Genomic DNA, 17,524 nt, shown 5'->3' with positions numbered 1-17,524 from the left:
CGTTGTCGGCTGCTTCCTCGCAAGGACCCCGGGATGGACTTCCTCAAACTGCTGCGGTCGCTGGAAGAGTTTCTCTACGAGCTGTGTACCTGGTTCCTGTTCTTCCCGCGCACGCTGTATCGGGTGATCGTGCATCCGCGGCGGATGGCGCAGTACGTGGATACCGAGCTGAAGGAAAAACTGGAGCATCAGTTCGACGATGCGATCAGTCCGCCGATGTTCCTGATGCTGGCGGTGCTGGTCGCACACGGCGTCGAGCTGATGCTGCACCAGCAGATCGTCGGCACCGGGGCACTGTCGCGCTCGGTCTTCGGCAATGAGGAAAGCCTGCTGCTGTACCGCTCGATTACTTTCGCGATCTGGCCCCTGGTGACCACCACGCACCTGCTGCGGCGCAAACACGTGGCGCTGACCCGCGAGTCGCTGCGCCGGCCGTTTTTCATGCAGTGCTACCTGACCGCGCCCTTCGCGGTGACACTGTCCACAAGCATGGTGTTCGTGCGGCTCCCGGGCGAGCTGTCGACCGTGCTCGGCATCATCGTCGGCGTAATCGCCGCGCTGTGGTACGCGGTGGTGCAGGCCCGCTGGTTGAAGGTCGCACTGCAGCGTTCCTGGCTCAACACGATTCTCTCCACGGCGTGGGTGCTGGTACTGGGCTCGCTGATCAACCTCACGCTCGGGATCATCCTGCTGTCGAACTGATCACATCGCCGGAAGGCTCCGCGAGGCAGGAGTAGACGTCGAAATCACGCGACACGCCGGCGACCCGGCGATAACGGCGCAGGCGGCCTTCCAGGTCGAAGCCACACCGGCGCAGCACGCCTGCCGAGGCGGCATTGGTATCCAGCACCGACGCCTGGATCCGTTGCCAGCCGAAGCGCTGCCAGGCCCACACGACCACGTCATTGCAGACGGCACTGGCGATACCTCGCCGCCAGTAGTGCGGTGCAAGTTCGTAGGCGATCTCGGCCGTGCCATGCTGCGAGTTGATGCTGTGGAAACCGATGCTGCCCGCCAGCGCACCCTCGATGTCGACGATGGCCAGCCGCACCTGGGAGGCGGACGAATCCTGGCCGCAGGCAGCGAGGATCGGCTTCAGATCCTCGACGGAGGCCAGCGACCAGCTGGTCTGGGCGGTCACCTCCGGCAGCCGCAGCACCGCGTACCACGCGTGCGCGTCTTCGGGCTGCAACCAGCGCAGCGACACATCGGGGTGGCCGCCGGGCGGCACGGCAACAGGCGAACGGGTCACAGCGATCTCCAGCGAGGCGTAGCGCCATTCAAGCGGAGTGCCGCAACGTGTACAAGCCTGGTGCCCCCGTGATAGATATCCAATGCGCATGTGCGCGACTGCAGAGAGCAAGGATCATGCTGATGAAACTGCATTTGGCCACGACGGCCGCACTGGTCATGGCGTTGGGTGGCATCGGGGCGGCCGCGACGACCGACGCGGCGGGACGTGGGACGTCCACCACCGATTGCGTCCGCCTCTCCAATGGCCCCTACGCCCATCAACGCTGCACCGTCACGCATATCGAGGACGACGGCAGCGTGTGGACGTCGGTGTACTACATCGACCACAACGGCCAGTGGTATCTGCCGGCCGACTGACTCCAGGTTGCCGGCAGGGGGACGGGCCGTGCAACCGGCCCGTTCCCCGTTCAACCGCCATGTCGCGCATAGCCTTGCCCCGCCCTTCCATGCGACCCTCTGGGAACGTTTTCATGGAATGGAGGGATTCCACATGCTGTCTCGTTTCCATCGGCCCGCGCTGCTGGCCCTGATGATGCTCGCGGCCCCGCTGGGTACCGCCTGGGCGCAGGCACCGGCTGCGTTGAAGGTGATGTCCTTCAACGTCCGCACGCCGGCCGATACCGACCCCGGCAAGCGCTGGGAAGACCGCCGCGATGCGATGGTCACGCTGATCCGTGAGCAGAAGCCCGAGGTGATCGGCACGCAGGAACTGGTGCAGAAACAGGGCGCGTACCTGTTTGAGCACCTGCCCGGGTATGCGCTGTTCGGCAAGGACCGCCGCGGCGGCCACGGCGACGAACACATGGGCGTGCTGTACGACACGGCGCGCCTGAAAGTGCTGGAATCGGGGGACTTTTGGTTGTCCGATACGCCGGACGTGCCGGGCAGCATCACCTGGGGCAACCTGTTCCCGCGCATGGTGACCTGGGCGCTGTTCCAGCGGCAGGCCGACGGCCAGCGCTTCTATCTGTTCAACACCCACCTGCCCTACCGCGATGAGGATGAGCCGCGTCGCGTGCTCGGTGCGAAATTGATCGTCTCGCGCCTGGCGGCGTTGCCCAAGGACATCCCGGTGGTGGTCACCGGCGATTTCAACAGTGAGCCCGGCAGCGACACCTACAAGGCATTCACCGCCGCGCTGGGCGATGCACGCACGCTGGCCGGCAGGGTCGACGGCCCGCGCCTGACCTTCCACGATTTCACCGGTACGCCGACGGTGGAACTGGACTGGATCCTGGTGCGCGGCTTCAGCGTGGACCGCTTCAGCACGCTGGACCAGACACCCGGTGGCGTGTTGCCGTCGGACCATTATCCGGTCCAGGCCGAGCTGCGTTTTGCTGCACCGGCTGCCGCCGAAGGCAGGTAAGCGCCTGTCCGCTGGACGGCCGGGAGCCGTCCAGCGGCATCACACCGCCGCGAGGGCGGTGCGATAGCGGAGTCGTCACCGGCGCTGCGGTCAGCGCTGGGTGACCGCCACCGGGGTGTTGGCCGCGTCCTGCTGCTGGCCCCAGCCACCCAAGGCCTTGTATACACCGACCACGCTGACGTTGACCGTGGATTCGGCCTCGGCCAACGCATCATCCGCGGCAAGCTGCGTGCGCTGTGCATCCAGCAGGGTCAGGAAGTCTTCCGAGCCCTCGCGGAAGCGGATCTGCGCCAACTCCTCGGCACGCCCTGCGGCCTGGGCCTGCTCGGCGACGATCGCCAGGCGGGCCTGCTGCTTGGCGTAACGCGTCAGTGCGTTCTCGGTGTCTTCCAGTGCCAGCAGCACGGCCTTTTCGTACTCGGCCGCGGCACCGTCGGCCTGCGCCTTGCTCGCGCGCAGACGGGCTTTCACCGTGCCGAAATCGAACGCGGCCCAGCTGATCGATGGGGTCACCGACCATGCCTTGTTGCTGCCGTTGACCAGCCCACTGGCATCGCCGGACAGGAAGCCGACGAAGCCGCTCAGGCTGATCCGCGGGAACAGATCGGCCGTGGCCACGCCAACGCGCGCGGTCGCCGCTGCCAGGCGGCGCTCGGCCACGCGTACGTCGGCACGCTGACGCAGCAGTTCGGTGGTGTCACCCAGCGGCAACGCCTTGGCGTACGGCCGCATCTCGCGGGGCTGCAGCAGGCTGTCCAGCGCGTCCGGGCGCTGGCCCAGCAGTACCGCCAGACGATGACGTGACTGCACTTCGGCCACTTCCAGCAGCGGGATGTCGGCCTCGATCGCCTTCAGTCGGGCACGGCTGCTCTGCACGTCCAGCTCGCTGCCGGCGCCCAGTTCCCACCGCGTTTCGGTGAGCTTCTGGGTGTCGCGCAGATTGACGAGGGTGCGTTTGGCCACCGCGATGCGCTTCTGGGTACCGCGCAGCTCGAAGTAGTTGCGGGCCACTTCGGCGGCGACGGTGACCTGCGCATCGGCGAGGTTGTCCTGCTCGGCACCCAGGTCCGCGCGCGCCGCTTCGGCGGCACGGCGCTGGCGGCCGAACAGATCCAGCTCCCAGCCGGCATCGAAGCCGAGCTGGTAGGTCTCGCTGAAGACGCGCTCGCCACCGACGGTTGCATCAGGCTGCTTGCGACGGTCGTAGCTGCCACCGCTGGTGACGTGCGGCAACTGGTCCAGGCGCTGCTCGACGAAAACCGCGCGGGCCTCGCGCACACGCGACATCGCGATGCGCAGGTCCAGGTTGGTGCCCAGTGCGTCATGCACCAGCTGCTCCAGTACCGGGTCATCGAACTGGGCCCACCAGCTCGCCACTGGCGAGGTGGTGGTGAACACCGGCGCGGCGGCGCCCTGCAAGGTCACCGGCTGGGCCGGTGGTGCATGGTAGTTGGGGCCGACGCTGACGCAGCCGGCCAGCAGCGCGCTGGTCACGGCCACGGTCAACAGGCGGATCACCATGGCAGCACCTCGCCGAGGTAGGTGAAGCTGCCGTTCGGGCCGTCGGCATCGATCAGCGCCATGCCAACGCTGGAACGCGCGCCTTCGCTGATTTCGATCTCACCCTCGCCACCGTTCATATCGGTTTTGACGTAGCCCGGATGCACGGTGTTGACCTTGGTAGTGCTCTCGCGCAGCTCGTAGGCCAGCTGTACGGTCCAGGCATTCACCGCGCTCTTGGAGGCGTTGTAGGCCGGCACCGCGAAACCGTAGATCGGCGAACCCGGCTGGCTGTGCAGGGTCAGCGAGCCCAGGATGCTGGACACGTTGACGATGCGGCCGGCCGGCGACGCGTTGAGCAGCGGCAGGAAGGCCTGGGTGACGGCGATCACCGCGAACACATTGGTGTCGAAGGTATCGCGCCAGGTCTGCAGGGTCTGCGCCGAGGGGGCCAGTTTGATGTCGTCCAGCAGGATGCCGGCGTTGTTGACCAGGATGTCCAGGCGGCCGTGACGCTCGGTCACGGTCTGCACGGCGGCGGCGATGCTGGCGGCGTCGCCCACGTCGAGCTGGATCGCCTCGACCGGCAGGCCTTCGGCCTGCAGCTTCAGCGCCTCGGCCACGGCGACGTCGCGCTTGCGCCCGGCCAGGAGCGTATGCACGCCGGCCTGGGCCAGCTGACGGACGGTTTCCAGGCCGATGCCGCGGGTGGCACCGGTGACCAGGGCGATCTTTTGGGTAGCGGTATTCATGTGAAAAACCTCGCGGGGGAAGGAATCAATGGTGGATGGTCGGTTCGCCGTGGGTCACCAGCTGCCCGCCGCCGTTACGGCTGACGAACTTGCGCAGGGCCACGTAGAACACCGGGGTCAGGAACAGGCCGAACAGGGTGACGCCCAGCATGCCGGCGAACACCGTGATACCGGTCACCGAGCGGACTTCCGCGCCGGCGCCATGCGAGATCACCAGCGGGATCGTGCCGGCAATGAACGCGATGGAGGTCATCACGATCGGGCGCAGACGCAGGCGGCACGCTTCCAGTGCAGCCTCCACGATGCCCTTGCCGCCCATTTCCAGTTCTCGAGCGAACTCGACGATCAGGATCGCGTTCTTGCATGCCAGGCCCATCAGCACCACCAGGCCGACCTGCACGAACACGTTGTTGTCGCCACCGGTCATCCATACGCCGAACAACGCGGACAGCAGGGTCATGGGGACAATCAGGATCACCGCCAGCGGCAGCGACCAGCTTTCATACAGCGCAGCCAGCACCAGGAACGCCAGCAGGATCGCCACCGGGAACACGATGAAGGCGGCCTTGCCCTGGGTGGCCTGCTGGTAGCTCAGGTCGGTCCACTCGGTCTGCATGCCCACTGGCAGGACCTGCCCGGCGATCTCGGTCAGCTTGGCCATGGCCTCGGCCGAGGACAGCATGCGCGGGTCGGCTTCGCCGGCCAGATCGGCCGCCGGGTAACCGTTGAAGCGCAGCACCGGGTCGGGACCGTAGGTCTCCTTCACGGTGACCATCGAGCCGATCGGCACCATCTCGCCACGGTTGTTGCGGGTACGCAGGCGACCGATGTCTTCCACGCTGTCACGGAACTGGCCGTCAGCCTGTGCGATCACCTGCCAGGTACGCCCGAACTGGTTGAAGTCGTTCACGTACGCCGAGCCCAGGTAGGTCTGCAGCGTGTCGAACAACTCGGTCAGCTCCACGCCCTGGGCCTTGGCCTTGACGCGGTCCACTTCGGCATCCAGCTGCGGCACGTTGGCCTGGTAGCTGGTGATCGGGAACGCCATGCCCGGCGTCTGCGCGACCGCACCCTGCATCGTGCTTACTGCAGTCTGCAGTGCGCCGTAGCCGAGATTGCCACGGTCCTGGATGAACATCTGGTAGCCGTTGCCGTTGCCCAGGCCGAGGATCGGCGGCGGCATCATGGAGAACGCGAAGCCCTCCTGCAGCCCGGCGATCTTGGCGTTGATCTCGGCATTGATCTGCGCGGCGGTACGGCCCTTGCGCTCACTGAACGGCTTGAGCGGAACGAACGCCACACCGGTGTTGGGCGTATTGGTGAACTGCAGCGCGTTCAGACCCGGGAACTGGATCGTGTGCGCCACGCCATCGGTGTTGCGCGCGATCTCGGCGACCTTGGCCAGCATGGCGTCGGTACGTGCGATCGAGGAACCCTCCGGCAGCTTCACACCGGCGATCAGGTACAGCTTGTCCTGGGTCGGAATGAAGCCGGCCGGCACCGCCTTGAACATCAGGCCGGTGGCCAGCAGCAGGCCGGCGTAAACCACGAATACCAGGCCACGACGGCCCAGCAGGCGGCCGACCGAACCGTGGTACTTCTCCGAGCTCGTCTTGAAGAAGCGGTTGAACGGACGGAAGATCCAGCCGAACAGACGGTCGATCAGACGGGTCAGGCCATCCTTCGGTGCACCGTGCGGCTTGAGCAGGCGTGCGGCCAGGGCCGGCGACAGGGTCAGCGAGTTGATCGCCGAGATCACGGTCGAGATGGCGATGGTGACGGCGAACTGCTTGTAGAACGCACCGGTCACGCCCGACAGGAACGCCATCGGCACGAACACGGCGCACAGCACCAGCGCGATCGCCACGATCGGGCCGGAAACTTCACGCATCGCCTGGTGGGCCGCGGCCAGCGGGGTCAGGCCTTCTTCGATGTTGCGCTCGACGTTCTCCACCACCACGATCGCGTCATCGACCACGATGCCAATCGCCAGCACCAGCCCGAACAGGGTCAAGGTATTGATCGAGAAGCCCAGCACGTACAGCGCCGCGAACGTACCCACGATGGACACCGGCACGGCGATCAACGGAATGATCGAGGCGCGCCAGGTCTGCAGGAACAGGATCACCACCAGCACCACCAGCGCGATCGCCTCCAGCAGGGTGGAGACCACGGCCTTGACCGAGTCGCGCACGAAGATGGTGGTGTCGTACACCGCTTCGTACTTCACGCCGGCCGGGAACTGCTTGGTCAGCTCATCCATGGTGTGGATGACCGAGTCGCGGATTTCCAGCGCGTTGGCGCCCGGGGCCTGGAAGATACCGATACCGACCGCGTTCTTGCCGTCCAGCTGCGACCGCAGCGTGTAGTCACCGGCGCCCAGTTCCAGGCGGGCGACATCGGACAGGCGCACCACTTCACCGTCGTCACCGGCCTTGAGCACGATGTCGCGGAATTCCTGCTCGCTGCGCAGGCGACCCTGGGCGTTGATCAGGGTCAGGAAGTCGCTGCTCGGCATCGGTTCGGCGCCGAGTTGGCCGGCCGAGACCTGCACGTTCTGCTCGCGCATCGCACGCACCACGTCGCTGGCGGTCAGGCCGCGCGCGGCGATCTTGTCCGGGTCCAGCCACGCCCGCATGGCGTAGTCGCCGCCGCCGAACATCTGCGCATCACCGACGCCCTGCAGGCGTGCCAGCGCATCCTTGACGTGCAGGCGGGCGTAGTTGCGCAGGTACAGCGAGTCGTACTTGCCGTCCGGCGAGGTCAGGTGGACCACCATCAGGAAGGTCGGCGACTGCTTCTGGGTGGAGACACCCTGGCGGCGCACGTCTTCAGGCAGGCGCGCCTGCGCCTGGGCGACGCGGTTCTGCACCTTGACCGCCGCCTCGTCCGGGTCGGTACCCGGGCGGAAGGTCACCGTCATCTGCAGTACGCCGTCGGAGCCGGCGACGGACTTGATGTACATCATGTCCTCGACGCCGTTGATCGCTTCTTCCAGTGGCGTGGCCACGGTTTCAGCGATCACCTTGGGGTTGGCGCCCGGGTACACCGTGCGCACCACCACCGATGGCGGCACCACTTCGGGGTACTCGCTGATCGGCAGCATGGGGATCGCGATCAGGCCTGCGGCGAAGATCACGATCGACAGCACCGCCGCGAAGATCGGCCTGTCAATGAAAAAACGGGAAAAGTCCATGGGTGGATTCCTGGGTGTTCGCCGACACCGGCGTGCAGGACCCCTGCCGCTGTCGCGGACGACAGCGGAGACGGGCAGCCCCGCACGGGGCATCAGCGAGGGAAGATCAGTTCAGAGCGGCGGTGGCTTTCGGTGCAACGGTGCCGCCGGCCGGCTGCATCGCGACGGCCTTGGCCTGGACCGGCATGCCCGGCATGAAGACTTTCTGCACGCCGTCGATGATCACACGGTCACCGGCCTTCAGGCCCTGCTCGACGATGCGCAGGCCGTCGGCGGTGCGGCCGAGTTCGATATCGCGGCGCTGTGCCTTGTTGTCCTTGTCGACCACGTAGACGAACTTGCGGTCCTGGTCGGTCAGCACGGCCTTGTCATCGATCAGCATGGCCTGGAACTGGCCGCTGCCGAGCAGCTGCACGCGTGCGAACAGGCCCGGGGTGAAGGCGCGGTCGGCGTTGTCCAGCAGCGCGCGGACCCGGATGGTGCCGGTGCTGCGGGTGACCTGGTTGTCCAGGAAGTCGACCTTGCCTTCATGCGGGTAGCCGGTCTCGCCGGACAGGCCGACCTTCACCGGCAGTTCGCTGTCGCGCTCGCTCGGGCGTTCACCCTTGCGGGCCATCTGGGCGTAGCGCAGGAAGGTCCCTTCATCGGCATCGAAGTACACATGCACCTTGTCCAGCGAGACCAGCGTGGTCAGCACGCTGGCACTGTCGCCGGCGGTCACCAGGTTGCCGGCGGTCACCATCGCGCGGCCGGCACGGCCGTTGATCGGAGCGCGCACCTGGGTGAACTCCATGTTCAACCGCGCCGCATCCACCGCCGCCTGTGCGGCCTGGACCTGAGCCAGTGCCTGTTCGGACACCGCGCGGCGCTGTTCCCAGGTCTCGGTGGAGATCGCCTGCTGGTCGGACAGGCGGCGGGCACGGTCGGCTTCGCTGCGGCTCACCTGGGCCTGGGTGCGCGCGCGGTTGAGCTCGGCGGTGGCGCGGTCCAGCTCGGCGCGGTAGCTGCGTGCGTCGATGGTGAACAGCACGTCGCCCTTTTTGACCTCCTGGCCTTCGACATAGTTGACCTTGTCGATGTAGCCGGAGACGCGCGGGCGCAGCTCAACGCTTTCGACCGCTTCGACGCGGCCACTGAAGTCGTCCCACTGGCTGACCTGCTTGACCAGCACCGGGGCGGCGCTGACCGACGGCGGCGGCGGCATGCCGGCTTCTTCAGCGTGGCTGCCACTGCAGGCGGTCAGCACCGCGGCGGCGAGGATCGAGACGCCGGCCATGGCCAGCCGTCGGGTGAAACGATGCGGGGAGGAGTTGGAAGTCATGTCATGCATCCGTACGTAGGGGTGGTGATACAGAATCGAAAACGTGGGGCGACGTGGGGGGCGTAGCCTGGGACCTGAACCTTGGTAGAGGTCAAGCGGTGCCGGCCGTGTTGCGCGACATCGGAGGGGGGCGGTCCAGATGCAGCAGCCCGCGCGGCAACTCGGCATCGCGCGCGTCGCAGCGCACGATCGCGCGGTTGTCGGTGCAGTTGTCCAGCAGCGAGACCACGCGACGGCCGACCAGCAGCGCGCTCGGCCATTCGATGCAGGCCTTGGCCGCATTGGCCGGGGTACACACCGGATCGCACACTTCCAGCATCTGCGCGCGCACACCGAGGGCCTGGGCCTCCTGGTGCAGCACCTGCGCGTACATGCGGGTGGCGGACATGGTGATGGAGGATTCCCCATGCCCGGCCCACGGCTTGAAACCGGCGGGACCGCCGACCAGCACGTAGCGCCGTGCCTGCCCGCCACCGCGCAGCAGCGGCAGCAGATGCCGCCCCGCATGCACGTGCGGCATCACGTCGGCCTGCAGCGCCTGCAACAGCGCATCGCCACTGCGATCGGTCACCCGACCACGGTTGTACGGGCCGCCCATTGCATCGACCACGGCCGCCAGCGCACGGCGACGCCCGCCGATCCGCTCGGCCACGGTGCGCGCAGAGCCGTCATCGCCCAACGAGCCCAGCAGGACTTCCAGCCCGGGCTCATCGGCGAACTGCTCCTGCAGCGCGGCCAGCCGCGCGGGATCGCGGCCGACCACCAGGACCGGGCTGCCGGCCTCCAGCAGGGCGGCCACGATGCCGTGGCCCACGCTGCCGGTGCCACCGAGCACCAGCACCTCGGGGGCCAATGTCCCATTCATGGGACTTTCACTCCCGTCGCCGGGATAATCCCAATTCGACCCAGTCGGTCGTTGCCACGGGCACCCAGGCGAAGGCTGCCCCCGCGCTGCATGTTGGCAGGCGGCGTGAATTCCCGGAAAGCCTTGCGGGACAAGGAACCCAGGCGGGGTTCCACGGTCAACGCGAGGTCCAGCGGGGCGTTGGGGCCGCTACGCAGGCGGCCAAGAATGTTCCGCAACCACATGGTTGTCGTCCTTCATATCTGGAATGGCGCCAGATTAGTCCTCAAACTCCCCCTTGATTAGTCCGGATTTAGGGGAATAATCATCCCGTGCCCGGCACAATCATTTGCGGCACGCTTCCCCTCCCCCGACTTTGGATCCCGTCATGGCCCACGATCTCAACGACACGCTGATCTTCGTCAAAGTGGTCGAGCAAGGCAGTTTCATCGCCGCCGCCACTGCACTGGGGCTCCCCAAGACGACGGTGAGCCGCAAAGTGCAGGAACTGGAAACGCGTCTTGGCGCACGCCTGCTGCACCGGACCACCCGCCGCCTCGGCCTCACCGAGGCCGGCTCGGTCTATCACGAGCACTGCCAGCGCATCGCACGCGAACTGGAAGAAGCCGAAGGTGCGGTCAACCAGCTGCAGTCCGGCCCGCGCGGCTGGTTGCGCTTCACCGTGCCGTATTCGATCGGCATCACCTGGATCGCGCCGCTGCTCGGCCAGTTCCATGCGCAATACCCGGAAATCCAGCTGGACATGCACCTGGGTAACGAGAAGCTCGACCTGATCGCCGGTGAAGCGGATCTGGCGCTGCGCGTGGGCACCCTGCCCGACTCCAACCTGGTGGCGCGCAAACTCGGCAGCCTGCGCACGCAGGTGTTCGCCAGCCCGGCCTACATCGAGCGCTACGGCGAGCCGCTGCATCCGGATGAGCTGCAGTTCCACCGCATCCTGGCGATGCGCAAGGCGCGCAATCTCAACAACAATCGTTTCTTCTGGCAGCTGGGCGAGAACGGCGGCGAGCTGCTCGATTTCCCGGTCAATCCGCTGCTGGTCGCCAATGATCCGTCTGCATTGAACGGCGCACTGGTGTGCGGCGAAGGCCTGCTGCTGACCGGTGACGTGATGGCCAAGCCCTTCGTCGAATCGGGCATGGTGCGCCGCGTGCTGGCTGGCTGGACCGGCCCCGAAGTCGACTTCAACGCGGTGTTCGCCGGCGGCCGGCTGGTCTCGCCGAAGGTGCGCGCGTTCGTCGATTTCCTGGTCGAGAAGATGAACTTCGACGCCAACTACATGCTCGCCCAGTGCCCGGCGGCGAAGCTGGCCAAGCAGCAGCAGACCCAGGTGGAAACGGAACTGCAGGCGGCCGGGAAGCGGATTCTGGAGACGGTGACCGCGGGGTGATGCTGACAGTACGCCGGGCTGGCGACCTACACCATGCCGTCGCTTTGCGCTCTTGCCGGGTAGGAGGTAGTGACCGCAATCTCGTTCCACCGTCACACGGGAACGGATGTTGGACACCTTACCTGCACGCAAGGTTGCGGAAACGCGGCACCTCCGGTTGCGGGAAGAAGCCTGTGCCGTTGTCGTAAACGAACTGAAGGCTCTTTATCCGCATCTGCATCTGTCTGATATCGACGGTGATGCGGTTGACCAGGCGCGACGTTGGGCAGAGGCCCCGGACACCACGACGCGCCCGCGGGCCCATGTTCCATGGGACTGGCGGGAACTCTGGAAGCGCTTTAGAAATCATGCGTGCAGAGTGGATCTTGCGATTCGGGATGCGGAAGTGCTGTGCGCTCTGGCCGTCGGTCGAGTCAGCAAGGGGCGGATGGTGGCAAGCATCCACTATCTTCAGTCGAATCCCGCGTCACATGGTTTGGAAGGTGAAATCGGGCGTATTGCGACTGCCTATCTGCTTGCACTTGCCACTGCGCTGCGGTGTAGTGAAATCGCGCTGAATCGTCCGGTACCGGAGTTGGTGAGGTACTACGAGAGGCTGGGCTTCACCAGGCATGTCCATCGCAGAGGCGTGCTCTCGCGCCTTGTTCAAGACATCACGGTTGATGCCCATGATTTGACAGCCGCCGCAGACCACAGTAGTAGACTGCCGTCAGGACCGACCCACCCAGGGGGCCAGCGATGAAACGCTCCACTCAATTGAAGCCGGGCAAGCGCGCCGCATCCGCCGTGGACGTCGCCAAGGTCAGACGCCATCTGTCTGGAGGCATTGCCACGAGGCCTGGCGAGACGTTGACCAAGGTCGAGCTGAAAGCAGTGTTTGATTCGGACAAGGCGGTTCTTGCCCGGGCAACCCGAAGGGCGGGCGAGGGTGTACTGGTCAAGTACAACGGGGTGATGGCCGGCGCAATGAACCCGCGCAAGCGTTCCAAGCCTGTCTAGACTGATGCTGCGCTCGGTTGGTCGGTAACCGGTAAGCGGGCGGCGTCATCTGGGAAGAGCAGCCGGCCAGTGGCCGGCACTTTGGCGGCGCTGTCGTTTGGGCGTTGCGGGTGTGCAGGTGCGCGGGCGAACGGAATTGTTCATGGCGTACCGGCCAACGGCCGGTACCCACAAGAATGCCGCCTGCGAGGGCGGCATTCTGTTCCCGCCTGCGGCGCGAACGTTGCAGCAATAACGCGGCGCGTTATTGTTGCAACGGAATCACACGGATCTCGACGCGGCGGTTCTGCGCGCGGCCGGCATCGGTGTTGTTGTCGGCGATCGGGTAGGCCTTGCCGGCACCCAGGGTTTCGATGCGGGCGCGCTGCACGCCCTGGCCAGCCAGGTAAGCGGCGACCGAGTCGGCGCGTTCCTTGGACAGGCGGTTGTTGACCGCATCGCTGCCGATGCTGTCGGTATGGCCGACCACTTCGATCATCGTCTGGTTGTACTCGGCCAGCGTGCTCGCCACGCCGTTGAGCGACCCGTAGAACTGCGGCTTCAGCGTGGACTTGCCGAAGTCGAAGGTGATGCCGTCCGGCAGGTTCAGCACGAGGTTGTCGCCATTGCGGGAGACGTCGATACCGGTGTTGGCGGTGCGCTCGCGCAGGGCGCGTTCCTGGCGGTCCTGGTACTGGCCGACGGCCGCGCCGCTCAGTGCGCCGATACCGGCACCGATCATGGCGTGCTGGCGGCGCTCGGTGGCGCTGTTGCCGCTGAGCAGGCCCGCGGCGACGCCGACGGCGGTACCGATCAGGGCGTTGCGGCCGGTGCGGTTCTGCTGCTCGACGGGATTGCCGTACTGGTCACTCTGCACGTAGGAGCCACCGGTGGCGCAGGCCGTCAGGGCGGCAGCAGTCATCAGGGCCAGGGCCACGTTGCGGGTTGCGGGTCGAATCATGAGGTTTCTCCTTGGTTACCGGTCGGCGCCGGCGTGCGGGCCGTGAAGAGCATAAACAGCCCAACGCGATGCCGGCATGATGAATGGCACACTCGGCAGCTCCCTGTTCAGGTAATCGTTTACGGCTGCGGCGCTCGATCCGGGGTGCGGGTCACGCTCCGCCGGTGTGGCGATACGCGGCCAAGGCGGCATCCCGGCCCTCGGACAGATCCACCAGCGGCAAGGCCGGATAGCCTGGTGCGCACTCGGCCAGCAGCTGCGGGGACTGCCACGGAGCAAAGCGCGCCTTGACCGGCAATGCGGCCAGTTCCGGCACCCACCGCGAGATGTACCGCGCCTGCGGGTCAAACTTCTGCGACTGCGTCACCGGATTGAAAATCCGGAAGTACGGCGCGGCGTCCGCCCCGGTGCCGGCAACCCACTGCCAGCCCATCGTGTTGTTGGCCAGGTCCGCATCGACCAGCGTGTCCCAGAACCAGCGCGCGCCTTCGCGCCAGTGCTGGCGCATGTGCTTGCACAGGTAGCTTGCGACGATCATGCGCACGCGGTTGTGCATGTAACCGGTGGCCCACAGCTCACGCAGGCCCGCATCGACGATCGGAATGCCGGTGCGCCCCTGCTGCCATGCACGCAGCGCGTCCGCATCGGGCTTGGCCCATTGGAACTGATCGAAGCGCGGGTTGAGGTTGTGATCCGGCGTCTGCGGGAAGTGATGCAGCAGGTGATACGAAAACTCGCGCCAGCCCAGTTCGCGGATGTAGCCGTCGATGTCGGCATCCCGGCTGGCACTGCGCTCGCCCTGCAGGCGGCGGACGATCTGCCACGGGGCGATCTCGCCGAAATGCAGGTGCGGCGACAGCAGCGAGGTGCCGACCCGGTCCGGCAGATCACGTTGCTCGCGATAGCCGTTGAGGGCACCGTCGATGAAGACCGTCAGTGCCTCTTGGGCACCGGCTTCGCCGGGCTGCCAATGCGTCCAGAACTGCCGGTCCCATGGGATCGCCGGCGCCAGGCCCAGTGACTCCAGCGTCCCGCCGCTCGCGCTGTGCCCGGGGAGCCGGTCCGGGACACCGCTCGGCGCCGGCAGCTGGAGGCGGGTCTGCGCATTCCGCCAGAACGGGGTGAACACTTTGTACGGCCCGCCCTGCTGGGTTGCCACGTCCCACGGCTCGAACATCAGGCTGCCGTTGTGGCTTTCGGCCTCGATGCCCTGCTCGCGCAGCTCCCGCTTGATCTTCGCATCGCGCGGCTGGGTGGCCGGTTCGTACTTGCGGTTCCAGTAGACCGCCACTGCACCGGTCTGCTCGATCAGCGCCTGGAGCTGCGACCGACTGTCGCCCTGGCGCAGCACCAGCGAAGAACCGCGCGCACGGAGGTCAGCGTCCAGCGCTGCCAGCGAACGATGCAGCCACGTGTTGGACGCGCCACCGGGCGCCCAATCGCCTTCTTCGTGTGGCGCATGGATGTAGACCGGCACCGGCACATGGCCGGCATCCAGAGCGGCCTGCAGGGCCGGGTTGTCCTGCAGCCGCAGGTCACGGCGAAACCACACCAACGCTACCGACACGAGACTACCCCGGAAGATTCGAGAGGCAATGATAGCCAGTGCAGGTGAAGGACAGGCAGCGATCACGCATGGGTGGCCCGCACTGTTCCACATCACCGCGCTTGACCTCAATCATGCTTGAGGTTCTATCGTGGCGTCCTCCCTCCCGCTTCCCCTCTGGAGATGCACATGGCTTACACCCTCCCCGCCCTGCCCTACGCTTACGACGCACTCGAACCGCACTTCGATGCACGCACGATGGAAATCCATCATGCTAAGCACCACCAGGCCTACGTCACCAATCTCAATACCGCCCTCACTGATGCCGGGATCGAGAGCACCGACATCGACGCGCTGATCGCCGATATCGGGGCTCTGCCGGAGGGTGTGCGCAACGTCGTCCGCAACAACGGCGGCGGGCATGCCAACCACAGCCTGTTCTGGACAGTGCTGACCGCCAGCGGCGGCACGCCGGAAGGCGCCGTGGCCCAGGCGATCGAGCGTGACCTCGGCGGCTACGCTGCGTTCAAGGAGGCCTTCACCAAGGCCGCGCAGACCCGCTTCGGCAGTGGCTGGGCGTGGTTGACGTTGAGCCACGACGGCAAACTTGTGGTGGAGAGCAGCCCGAACCAGGACAACCCGTTGATGGGCGACTTCGCGGGTCTCTCCGGTGGCACGCCGATCCTGGGGCTGGATGTGTGGGAGCACGCTTACTATCTGAACTACCAGAACCGCCGCCCGGACTACATCGCCGCGTTCTTCGAGCTGATCGACTGGGCAGAAGTCGCGCGCCGTTACCAGGCCGCCGGCGGCCGTTGATGGACACGGGTCCTGCACTGGGCCTCGGCACGCAGCCCTCCGCCACGCCGTCCGAGGCTGCAGTGCGGGACCCGCCGCTGTCCGCGGCCGCCCTGCGCCATGCCTTTGGCCAGTACCCGACCGGGGTCGCCATTGTCGCCGCCCGCAGCGACGACGATGCTCTGTTCGCGATGACGATCAACTCCTTTGCTTCGTTGTCGCTGGACCCACCGCTGGTGCTGTGGAGCCTGTCGAACCGCTCGCCCGATGTGGCCGTGTATCGCACCGGCAGGCCGTTCTCGATCAGTATCCTGGCCGCCCGGCAGCTCGCCTTGGCGCGGCATTTCGCCGATGGAAAACGGCGGCGCGTGCCGGTGCCCGGCACGATGATGGCGCACGCCAGTGGCGTGCCCCTGGTCCGCGATGCGGTGGCACAGCTCGTCTGCACGGTCGAACAAACCCTGCCCGCGGGTGATCATGTGCTGGTCATCGGCCAGGTGGTGCAGCTGGATACCGCCCCCGGCGACACCCTTGCCTTCCACCGCGGGCGCTACGCCCGCGTCACCGCTGCCTGAGTCCGCATCGAATGGATATCCCCGCACTGCAACGTCTTCTCGAACAGGGGCGCGACAGCGCCCTGCTTCGCTTCGGGCTGGGCAAGGCCCTGCTCGACGCGGGTGACATCACGGAAGCGGTCATCCATCTGCAGCGCTGTGTCGCACAGGATCCACAGTACTCGGCAGGCTGGAAATGGCTGGGTAAAGCCCATCTGGCGGCCGGCGATCCGGACGCTGCGGCACAGGCATGGCAACAAGGCCGTTCTGTCGCCGAGACCAACGGCGACAAGCAGGCGGTCAAGGAAATGGCCGTGTTCCTTCGGCGGCTGCAGAAGGCCAGCGCCGGCCCGGCGTGATCGCCCGGGAGCGCGCACTTGCAGATCAATCGCCCTTCGCCCGCCGCTGCTGCGCGTCGAAGCGCTGCATCGAAGCCCGGATCAACGCCTTGGCCTCGGCGGCATTGCCCCAGCCGTTGAGCTGGACCGGATTGCGGCCGGCGGGCAGGTCCTTGTAGACGCGGAAGAAGGCTTCGATGCGCTGCCGTTCGATCAGCGGCAGATCGTCCAGATCGCGGATGTTGGCGTAGGTGGGGTCGATCTTGTCGGTCGGCACGCCGATGACCTTTTCATCCTGCTCGCCGTCATCGACCATCTTGAGGTAGCCGATCGGACGGAACCGCACGATCACGCCGGGATGCAGCGGCTCACGGGTCAACACCAGTGCGTCCAGCGGATCGTTGTCGCCGGCCAGGGTGCGCGGCATCGAGCCGTAGTTGGCCGGGTACGCCACCGGCATCGACTGGAAGCGGTCCACATGGACCAGGCCGTCTTCCTTGATCTCGTACTTGGTGAAACTGCCGGCCGGGATCTCCACGGCCAGATGCACTTCGTCAGGCGCGTTCTTCGGCTGGGCGGCGAGGAACGGGTGCAGGACTGCGTTGCCGGCCACGCTGGCGCCGGCGAGCAGCAGCAGCGAGGCGGCCAACACGGCCCGCGCGATGGAACGGCGATGCGTCATCTCGATCTCCACGGAAGGCCGGG

Annotated in this window: 18 protein-coding genes; 9 read left to right on the top strand and 9 right to left on the bottom strand. The window is 66.4% G+C overall.

The window, feature by feature from the left end; translation table 11 throughout:
• The first annotated feature begins 33 nt into the window (after positions 1-33).
• Positions 34-702: a hypothetical protein gene (locus tag HH110_RS11085; protein ID WP_176989724.1), complete on the top strand. Its 669-nt coding sequence runs from the start codon at positions 34-36 to the stop codon at positions 700-702.
• Here HH110_RS11085 and HH110_RS11080 read toward each other — a convergent pair.
• Positions 683-1,252, bottom strand: coding sequence for a GNAT family N-acetyltransferase (locus HH110_RS11080; protein WP_206677550.1), 570 nt, complete (start codon positions 1,250-1,252; stop codon positions 683-685). The two genes, HH110_RS11085 and HH110_RS11080, sit on opposite strands and share 20 nt — an antisense overlap.
• 122 nt (positions 1,253-1,374) lie before the next feature.
• On the opposite strand from HH110_RS11080, the gene HH110_RS11075 reads away from it, so the two are divergent.
• Both HH110_RS11075 and HH110_RS11070 read left to right on the top strand, forming a co-directional pair.
• A complete protein-coding gene (locus HH110_RS11075) occupies positions 1,375-1,611 on the top strand; it encodes a hypothetical protein (RefSeq protein ID WP_176989722.1) in 237 nt (78 codons plus the stop codon).
• Positions 1,612-1,744: 133 nt separating this feature from the next.
• Positions 1,745-2,620 (top strand): endonuclease/exonuclease/phosphatase family protein, encoded by an 876-nt coding sequence (locus HH110_RS11070; RefSeq protein WP_176989721.1) that lies wholly within the window; start codon positions 1,745-1,747, stop codon positions 2,618-2,620.
• A gap of 90 nt (positions 2,621-2,710) precedes the next feature.
• Here the strand turns inward: HH110_RS11070 and HH110_RS11065 are convergent, their stop codons facing one another.
• The 5 genes from HH110_RS11065 to HH110_RS11045 all read right to left on the bottom strand — a co-directional run bounded on the left by HH110_RS11065 (position 2,711) and on the right by HH110_RS11045 (position 10,254).
• Positions 2,711-4,141, bottom strand: coding sequence for an efflux transporter outer membrane subunit (locus HH110_RS11065; RefSeq protein WP_176989720.1), 1,431 nt, complete (start codon positions 4,139-4,141; stop codon positions 2,711-2,713).
• Complete coding sequence (locus tag HH110_RS11060; protein ID WP_121041922.1) at positions 4,135-4,872, bottom strand: SDR family oxidoreductase; 738 nt, start codon at positions 4,870-4,872, stop codon at positions 4,135-4,137. Before HH110_RS11060 ends, HH110_RS11065 begins: the two co-directional genes overlap by 7 nt.
• A 25-nt stretch (positions 4,873-4,897) precedes the next feature.
• The gene (locus HH110_RS11055) at positions 4,898-8,068 is read right to left on the bottom strand and encodes an efflux RND transporter permease subunit (protein WP_176989719.1); all 3,171 of its coding nucleotides are present in this window, start codon (positions 8,066-8,068) and stop codon (positions 4,898-4,900) included.
• A gap of 106 nt (positions 8,069-8,174) precedes the next feature.
• Complete coding sequence (locus HH110_RS11050) at positions 8,175-9,389, bottom strand: efflux RND transporter periplasmic adaptor subunit (RefSeq protein WP_176989718.1); 1,215 nt, start codon at positions 9,387-9,389, stop codon at positions 8,175-8,177.
• 91 nt (positions 9,390-9,480) lie between these two features.
• Positions 9,481-10,254 carry an SDR family NAD(P)-dependent oxidoreductase gene (locus HH110_RS11045; protein ID WP_176989717.1) on the bottom strand — a complete coding sequence of 258 codons (774 nt, stop codon included), beginning with the start codon at positions 10,252-10,254 and terminating at the stop codon, positions 9,481-9,483.
• Positions 10,255-10,621: 367 nt separating this feature from the next.
• Between HH110_RS11045 and HH110_RS11040 the strand changes: the two genes are divergently transcribed.
• The 3 genes from HH110_RS11040 to HH110_RS11030 all read left to right on the top strand — a co-directional run bounded on the left by HH110_RS11040 (position 10,622) and on the right by HH110_RS11030 (position 12,643).
• Entirely contained in the window at positions 10,622-11,644 is a 1,023-nt protein-coding gene (locus HH110_RS11040) for a LysR family transcriptional regulator (RefSeq protein ID WP_121041912.1), read from the top strand.
• 106 nt (positions 11,645-11,750) lie between these two features.
• Positions 11,751-12,386 (top strand): hypothetical protein, encoded by a 636-nt coding sequence (locus HH110_RS11035; protein WP_176989716.1) that lies wholly within the window; start codon positions 11,751-11,753, stop codon positions 12,384-12,386.
• Positions 12,383-12,643 (top strand): hypothetical protein, encoded by a 261-nt coding sequence (locus HH110_RS11030; protein WP_176989715.1) that lies wholly within the window; start codon positions 12,383-12,385, stop codon positions 12,641-12,643. The genes HH110_RS11035 and HH110_RS11030 overlap by 4 nt, the downstream gene beginning before the upstream one ends.
• Before the next feature lie 244 nt (positions 12,644-12,887).
• On the opposite strand, the gene HH110_RS11025 is transcribed toward HH110_RS11030, so the two are convergent.
• Together HH110_RS11025 and HH110_RS11020 are read right to left on the bottom strand one after the other, a co-directional pair.
• Positions 12,888-13,583 carry an OmpA family protein gene (locus HH110_RS11025; RefSeq protein ID WP_176989714.1) on the bottom strand — a complete coding sequence of 232 codons (696 nt, stop codon included), beginning with the start codon at positions 13,581-13,583 and terminating at the stop codon, positions 12,888-12,890.
• A gap of 151 nt (positions 13,584-13,734) precedes the next feature.
• Complete coding sequence (locus tag HH110_RS11020) at positions 13,735-15,150, bottom strand: FAD-binding domain-containing protein (RefSeq protein WP_176989713.1); 1,416 nt, start codon at positions 15,148-15,150, stop codon at positions 13,735-13,737.
• A gap of 168 nt (positions 15,151-15,318) precedes the next feature.
• Here HH110_RS11020 and HH110_RS11015 point away from each other — a divergent pair, with 168 nt between their 5' ends.
• From HH110_RS11015 to HH110_RS11005, 3 genes are read left to right on the top strand one after another with little or no spacing between them, the layout of a single operon-like run.
• A complete protein-coding gene (locus HH110_RS11015; RefSeq protein WP_176989712.1) occupies positions 15,319-15,948 on the top strand; it encodes a superoxide dismutase in 630 nt (209 codons plus the stop codon).
• Positions 15,948-16,502 (top strand): flavin reductase family protein, encoded by a 555-nt coding sequence (locus HH110_RS11010; RefSeq protein ID WP_176989711.1) that lies wholly within the window; start codon positions 15,948-15,950, stop codon positions 16,500-16,502. The genes HH110_RS11015 and HH110_RS11010 overlap by 1 nt, the downstream gene beginning before the upstream one ends.
• 11 nt (positions 16,503-16,513) lie before the next feature.
• Complete coding sequence (locus tag HH110_RS11005) at positions 16,514-16,840, top strand: tetratricopeptide repeat protein (RefSeq protein ID WP_176989710.1); 327 nt, start codon at positions 16,514-16,516, stop codon at positions 16,838-16,840.
• Between the two features lie 25 nt (positions 16,841-16,865).
• On the opposite strand, the gene HH110_RS11000 is transcribed toward HH110_RS11005, so the two are convergent.
• Positions 16,866-17,501 carry an inorganic diphosphatase gene (locus HH110_RS11000; RefSeq protein WP_176989709.1) on the bottom strand — a complete coding sequence of 212 codons (636 nt, stop codon included), beginning with the start codon at positions 17,499-17,501 and terminating at the stop codon, positions 16,866-16,868.
• Positions 17,502-17,524: the final 23 nt, after the last annotated feature.

It is taken from the genome of Stenotrophomonas sp. SAM-B, assembly GCF_013387485.1.
Classification (GTDB): Bacteria; Pseudomonadota; Gammaproteobacteria; order Xanthomonadales; family Xanthomonadaceae; genus Stenotrophomonas; species Stenotrophomonas maltophilia_AA.
The sequence above is the reverse complement of the archived record's forward strand: the minus strand, read 5'-3'. Positions and strand labels throughout refer to the sequence as shown.

Excerpts from the sequence above, each read along its gene's own strand:
- HH110_RS11085 (WP_176989724.1), top strand. The coding sequence starts at position 34 with ATGGACTTCCTCAAACTGCTGCGGTCGCTGGAAGAGTTTCTCTACGAG.
- HH110_RS11075 (WP_176989722.1), top strand. The coding sequence starts at position 1,375 with ATGAAACTGCATTTGGCCACGACGGCCGCACTGGTCATGGCGTTGGGT.
- HH110_RS11070 (WP_176989721.1), top strand. The coding sequence starts at position 1,745 with ATGCTGTCTCGTTTCCATCGGCCCGCGCTGCTGGCCCTGATGATGCTC.
- HH110_RS11065 (WP_176989720.1), bottom strand. The coding sequence starts at position 4,141 with ATGGTGATCCGCCTGTTGACCGTGGCCGTGACCAGCGCGCTGCTGGCC.
- HH110_RS11060 (WP_121041922.1), bottom strand. The coding sequence starts at position 4,872 with ATGAATACCGCTACCCAAAAGATCGCCCTGGTCACCGGTGCCACCCGC.
- HH110_RS11055 (WP_176989719.1), bottom strand. The coding sequence starts at position 8,068 with ATGGACTTTTCCCGTTTTTTCATTGACAGGCCGATCTTCGCGGCGGTG.
- HH110_RS11050 (WP_176989718.1), bottom strand. The coding sequence starts at position 9,389 with ATGACTTCCAACTCCTCCCCGCATCGTTTCACCCGACGGCTGGCCATG.
- HH110_RS11045 (WP_176989717.1), bottom strand. The coding sequence starts at position 10,254 with ATGAATGGGACATTGGCCCCCGAGGTGCTGGTGCTCGGTGGCACCGGC.
- HH110_RS11040 (WP_121041912.1), top strand. The coding sequence starts at position 10,622 with ATGGCCCACGATCTCAACGACACGCTGATCTTCGTCAAAGTGGTCGAG.
- HH110_RS11035 (WP_176989716.1), top strand. The coding sequence starts at position 11,751 with ATGTTGGACACCTTACCTGCACGCAAGGTTGCGGAAACGCGGCACCTC.
- HH110_RS11030 (WP_176989715.1), top strand. The coding sequence starts at position 12,383 with ATGAAACGCTCCACTCAATTGAAGCCGGGCAAGCGCGCCGCATCCGCC.
- HH110_RS11025 (WP_176989714.1), bottom strand. The coding sequence starts at position 13,583 with ATGATTCGACCCGCAACCCGCAACGTGGCCCTGGCCCTGATGACTGCT.
- HH110_RS11015 (WP_176989712.1), top strand. The coding sequence starts at position 15,319 with ATGGCTTACACCCTCCCCGCCCTGCCCTACGCTTACGACGCACTCGAA.
- HH110_RS11010 (WP_176989711.1), top strand. The coding sequence starts at position 15,948 with ATGGACACGGGTCCTGCACTGGGCCTCGGCACGCAGCCCTCCGCCACG.
- HH110_RS11005 (WP_176989710.1), top strand. The coding sequence starts at position 16,514 with ATGGATATCCCCGCACTGCAACGTCTTCTCGAACAGGGGCGCGACAGC.
- HH110_RS11000 (WP_176989709.1), bottom strand. The coding sequence starts at position 17,501 with ATGACGCATCGCCGTTCCATCGCGCGGGCCGTGTTGGCCGCCTCGCTG.